We start from the raw sequence: 5211 nt of genomic DNA, 5'->3' as shown, positions 1-5211 counted from the left end.
AAAACCCCCAGCACGCCGTCATATTTTCCGCCCGTTGGCTGGGTATCCAAATGGCTGCCCATATAGACGGGCAGCGCCTTTGGGTCCTCCCCCGCGCGGGTGGCAAACATCGTGCCCATGGTATCGACGCCCATGGTCATGCCCGCCGCCTTGCACCATGTCTGGAACAAAGCGCGCCCTGTCGCATCATCGTCGGTCAAGGTCTGCCGATTGTTGCCGCCCGCCACGCCGGGGCCAATTTGCGCCATTTCCATCAGGCTGTTCCACAGCCGTTCGCCATTGATGCGAAGGTTTTCGCCCGGTGCTGCCATTTGTCATTCCCCCTTGCCGCCGGTTTCCTTGCCGCCCTATGCTTTGGTGATAGCGCAACACAAGCTGACCAATCGGTCAAGAAGATTCGCCCCCACGCCCATGCCAATCACCAAGCACCCTATGAAACGCCCGCAAACCCGGCGACAAACCCGCGCCGAGAATGAACGCGCGATATTGGCGGCGGCAGAATCGGTCTTTGCCGAAGCCGGATTCGGAGGCGCCACGATGCAACTGATCGCCGATATCGCTGGCCTGCCGAAAGCCAATCTGCACTACTACTTCGCGACAAAGGAGGAACTTTACCGCCGTGTCGTGCAGGAGATTTTCGAGATCTGGCTCGACGCAGCCGCCAGTTTCGATGACGCCCCTGATCCCGCAACCGGAATTGGTGCCTATATCGACGCCAAGATGGAGATCTCGCGCCGCCACCCCAACGGCTCCAAAGTCTGGGCGTCAGAGGTGATGCATGGCGCGCCGGTGATACAGGACTACCTCGAAGGCACCCTGCGCGACTGGACCGATGGCCGCATCGCGGTGATTCAGGCTTGGATTGATGCGGGCCAAATGGCACCGATCGACCCGCGACACCTGCTTTACATGCTCTGGGCGACAACGCAGCATTACGCCGATTTCGGCCATCAGGTCGCGACACTGAATTTCGGCCGTCCGCTGTCCAATGCGGAATGGCAAATCGCGAAAGACAATGTCAAACAAATCATTCTGCGCGGCATCGGCGCGATCTAGGCCAAAGGGACAATCATGGATATCGACAGCCTGCAACAGCAAGAAAGGGAGCTGATCTGGTCGCAGTTCACCGCCGACACCGCGCTCGATTTGGGCGAGACCCTGCTGGAGGAAGCGCGGCGCAGCAACCTTCCCATCGTGATCGACATCCGCACTGCTGACCAAACCCTGTTTCACGCAGCCTTGCCGGGGGCGACGCCGCTCAACGATCTGTGGGCCTTGCGCAAATCCAACGCCGTTCTGAAATTCCACTGCTCGTCGCTGCTGCTCGGCACCCGGATGCGCGGAAAGGGAAAAACCTTCGCTGATGAGGGGTTGGACGATGTGACCTACGCCAATCACGGCGGTTCCTTCCCGATCCGTCTGCGCGGCGGGATGGTGGTTGCTGCCGTCACGGTTTCCGGCTTGCCGCAGGCAGAGGATCACGCGCTGGTCGTGGCAGGCATCACCCATTGCCTGCGCTGAGCTATGTCAGGACGCGTCTGCTGCCGGTTGCCACAACTCAATTGGATTGCCTTCGGGGTCGTGAATGCGCGCAAAGCGCCCAATTCCCGAATCCCATTCCGCCTTGGTGACAATCTCAATCCCCAGCCCCTGCAGATGGATGATCAACCTGTCCAGATCCCGCACCCGGAAATTGAGCATCCATTGCCGATCCGCCGCGCCAAAATAGTCGGTATCCTGCTGGAAAGGCCAAAAACCGTTGGGCCACTCTCCTGGCTCCAGCCCTTCTCCATACCGTCGATACCAAGCGCGTCCTGATACCATTTGCTTAGTGCAGCAGGGTCCTTTGCCCGAAAGAAAACACCGCCGATCCCCGTCACGTTTTTCATGGCACCCTCCGCAATTTCAGGATCGAGACCAGCAGATTCCACCCGGCCTTGCGCGGGATTTCCGAAAGCCGCGCCGACGGCTACGGCATTGCGTTTGACCCGTCGCCGAAGCCGCGCTACCATCATCCCTCGATCTTCGCAGGACTTACCATGGCGCAACCGAAAACCCGCATCCAGCAAAAAAACTCCGACACCATCCTTGATGCCGCGCTGGATGTCTTTTCGGCCAGTGGTTTTCGCGGGTCGACACTGGATCAGATTGCCGAAGTTGCGGGCCTGTCAAAGCCGAACCTGCTGTATTACTTCCCGTCGAAAGAGGCGATCCATACGGCCCTGCTTTCGGAACTGCTCGACACCTGGCTCGACCCATTGCGCGCGATGGACCCGGAAGGAGAGCCATTGGTGGAAATTATGGGTTATGTCCATCGCAAGCTGGAAATCAGTCGCGACTATCCGCGCGAAAGCCGCCTGTTCGCCAATGAGATTTTGCAAGGTGCGCCCCGTATCCTTGCTGCAATCGAGGGTGACCTGAAAACGCTGGTCGACGCAAAATGCGCGATTTTGCAGCACTGGATGGATCAGGGCAAAATCGCGCCGATGCCGCCCGTGCATCTGATTTTCGCGATCTGGTCGCTGACGCAACATTATGCCGATTTCGACGTGCAGGTGAGGGCCGTCCTCGGCCCCGGTCATGACCCGTTCGCTGAGGCAGATGCCTTCCTCGACCTGCTGTTTCGCCGGTTGTTGGCGGCATAAATCATTAAGAATTTTTGAAAGTATGCGCTATATCAGCCAAGCGGCAAGGCGTGGTTTCTGCTAGGATGGCTGTCAGGCGGGGGCCTCAGCGGGATCGGAACACCATGATGGATTTCCCAATTTCAGGGCGCGTCACCGCGCCCAACCCTGCCCCAATGGTCGAAGTTAACAAGGCTGTCGCCTCCATTGCCGAACGCCCAATCCTCCCCGCGCCGCTCAGCGTCGAGGAGGCCCGGATTGCCGCAGAGACCGCGCGCGAACCGCGTGAAAAAACTGCGATCATCCGCGCGCTTCTGGCCGACCCACCCGCGTCCACCGCCGCGCTCAGTCTTGCAACGCAGATTGCGGCCCAAGCCAGCGCCGCCGCAATTGGATATGCCTCGGCCCGCGATAGTATCGGGGCCATGACCAATGACGTACCAAACGCAGAACCGGGCAGCGAAGAACGCTTTGCCTGACCTCTGTTGTACTCGATGCTTATTCCGCTGCCACGCTCGGGTTGTTCGGATGCGTCGTCCAATTGGCATAATCACCAACCGTCTTGCCGGTCCGCGCGTCTACGGCACCTTTCGGCAGTTCAACCATGGTGATGCAATCCTCCACCGGGCAGACGTTGACGCACAGGTTGCAGGCGACACATTCGTCGTCCATCACCTCAAACACCCGGTCCGCGCTCATCGAGATCGCCTGATGGCTGGTGTCTTCGCAGGCGGCATAACAGCGCCCGCATTTGATGCAGGCGTCTTGGTCGATCAACGCCTTGGTCACATAGTTGAGGTTGAGGAATTGCCAATCCGTCACATTCGGCACCGCTTTGCCGACCAGATCGGCTGTCGAAGCCATGCCCTTTTCATCCAGATATTGCGACAGGCCGGAGATCATCTCCTGCACGACCTTGAAACCATAGGTCATCGCCGCCGTGCAAACCTGCACATTACCGGCCCCCAGCGCCATGAATTCCGCCGCATCGCGCCAGGTTGTCACGCCGCCGATGCCGGAGATTGGCAAGCCCCGGGTTTCCGCTGAGCGCGCAATTTCGGCCACCATGTTCAACGCAATCGGCTTCACCGCCGGGCCGCAATAGCCCCCGTGGGAGCCTTTTCCGTCGATCATCGGCTCCGGGCTGAACGTATCGAGATTGACGCCGGTGATCGAATTGATCGTATTGATCAGGCTCACCGCATCGGCCCCGCCGCGCATTGCTGCCGCCGCAGGCAAGCGGATGTCGGAAATATTCGGCGTCAGCTTCACGATGCAGGGCATGCGGGAATGTTGTTTCACCCAGCGCGTCACCATTTCGATATATTCCGGCACTTGGCCGACAGCAGACCCCATCCCGCGTTCCGCCATGCCGTGCGGACAACCGAAATTCAACTCCACGCCATCGGCCTCGGTATCTTCGATCCGCTTGAGGATGTCTTTCCACGACTGCTCATCACACGGCACCATCAGCGAAATGATCAGCGCCCGGTCCCTGTAATCGCGCTTCACCGACTTGATCTCGCGCAGGTTCACCTCCAGAGGGCGGTCGGTGATCAGCTCGATATTGTTCAACCCCAGCAAGCGCCGGTCCGCCCCCCAGATTGCGCCGTAACGCGGGCCGTTGACGTTCACCACCGGTGGCCCTTCGGAGCCGAGCGTCTTCCAGACCACGCCGCCCCAGCCCGCCTCATAGGCGCGGCGCACGTTGTATTCCTTGTCCGTCGGCGGCGCGGAGGCCAACCAGAACGGGTTGGGGGATTTGATGCCGATGAAATTCGTTGTCAGATTGGCCATGTGAATATCCTCCGTAGGGTGGGTGCTAACCCACCGCCCCCATAAGTTCAGCGTGAATCGCCTCTGCCGCGTCGCGTCCCTGGGCCACGGCTGTCACGGTCAGATCCTCACCCGCCGCTGTGCAATCGCCGCCGGCCCAAACCCTTGCCAGCGGTTTGCCGTCCAGCTTCGCACCGTCCATCCCATCCGGCGCGACCAGAGTTTGTCCGATCGCCTTGAACACCTGATCGGCTTTCAGGGTGAAGTTGTCAGGCAGCATCCGCAACCCATCCGGTCCATCCTCGGTATAGCAGAACTCCACCGCAGTCACGGCGTTGCCGTCACCGATCACCTCCACCGGGGCGGCGTTGCAGATGATGCGGACACCAACCTGCTGCGCGTGGTCCTGCTCATGCGCAGACGCGCTCATCTTTTCCTGCGCGCGGCGATAAACGATGGTGACGTTTTGCGCGCCCAGCAGCCGCGACTGCACCGCCGCATCCACCGCCGTCATGCCTCCGCCGATCACCACGACATCACGGCCGATCTTGAGCTTCGACTTGTCAGGCTGCTGGCGCAAAGCCGCAATGAAGTCCACCGCGTTTTCGACATTTCCAATCTGCTCACCCGGCGCGCGCAACTGGTTCACGCCGCCAAGGCCAATCCCCAGAAATACCGCGTCATAATCGGCCTGCAACTCCGCCAGAGTCACATCGCGCCCCATCTCCACCCCGGTTTTCACCGTGATGCCGCCGATTTTCAGCAGCCAGTCAACCTCACGCGCCGCGAATTCTTCGGGCGTCTTATAGCT

At 60.1% G+C, this 5211-nt stretch carries 7 protein-coding genes and 1 pseudogene; 4 read left to right on the top strand and 4 right to left on the bottom strand.

All coding sequences use genetic code 11. The annotated features are described in order from the left end of the window. Window positions 1-311: pseudogene (locus tag L0H65_RS14005) on the bottom strand (Zn-dependent hydrolase); the annotation flags it as partial. A gap of 100 nt (window positions 312-411) precedes the next feature. On the opposite strand from L0H65_RS14005, the gene L0H65_RS14000 reads away from it, so the two are divergent. Further along, window positions 412-1056 carry a TetR/AcrR family transcriptional regulator gene (locus L0H65_RS14000; protein WP_301459666.1) on the top strand — a complete coding sequence of 215 codons (645 nt, stop codon included), beginning with the start codon at window positions 412-414 and terminating at the stop codon, window positions 1054-1056. 15 nt (window positions 1057-1071) lie between these two features. Then, window positions 1072-1521, top strand: a complete 450-nt coding sequence (locus tag L0H65_RS13995; RefSeq protein ID WP_301459665.1) for a heme-degrading domain-containing protein — start codon at window positions 1072-1074, stop codon at window positions 1519-1521. Between the two features lie 6 nt (window positions 1522-1527). Here the strand turns inward: L0H65_RS13995 and L0H65_RS13990 are convergent, their stop codons facing one another. Beyond that, window positions 1528-1824 carry a VOC family protein gene (locus L0H65_RS13990; RefSeq protein ID WP_367652000.1) on the bottom strand — a complete coding sequence of 99 codons (297 nt, stop codon included), beginning with the start codon at window positions 1822-1824 and terminating at the stop codon, window positions 1528-1530. A 215-nt stretch (window positions 1825-2039) separates the two neighbouring features. Here L0H65_RS13990 and L0H65_RS13985 point away from each other — a divergent pair, with 215 nt between their 5' ends. Next, window positions 2040-2645: a TetR family transcriptional regulator C-terminal domain-containing protein gene (locus tag L0H65_RS13985; protein ID WP_301459664.1), complete on the top strand. Its 606-nt coding sequence runs from the start codon at window positions 2040-2042 to the stop codon at window positions 2643-2645. A 104-nt stretch (window positions 2646-2749) separates the two neighbouring features. Next, window positions 2750-3103 carry a hypothetical protein gene (locus L0H65_RS13980; protein WP_301459663.1) on the top strand — a complete coding sequence of 118 codons (354 nt, stop codon included), beginning with the start codon at window positions 2750-2752 and terminating at the stop codon, window positions 3101-3103. 19 nt (window positions 3104-3122) lie between these two features. On the opposite strand, the gene preA is transcribed toward L0H65_RS13980, so the two are convergent. Continuing rightward, complete coding sequence (gene preA / locus L0H65_RS13975; protein WP_301459662.1) at window positions 3123-4421, bottom strand: NAD-dependent dihydropyrimidine dehydrogenase subunit PreA; 1299 nt, start codon at window positions 4419-4421, stop codon at window positions 3123-3125. Between the two features lie 25 nt (window positions 4422-4446). Continuing rightward, on the bottom strand, window positions 4447-5211 hold a 765-nt coding region (locus L0H65_RS13970; protein WP_301459661.1), incomplete at its 5' end, for an FAD-dependent oxidoreductase.

Origin of the sequence: Pseudorhodobacter sp. (genome assembly GCF_030452865.1) — a bacterium.
Taxonomy (GTDB): Bacteria; Pseudomonadota; Alphaproteobacteria; order Rhodobacterales; family Rhodobacteraceae; genus Pseudorhodobacter.
Note: the sequence above shows the minus strand (reverse complement) of the source record. Positions and strands in the feature narration are given on the sequence as shown.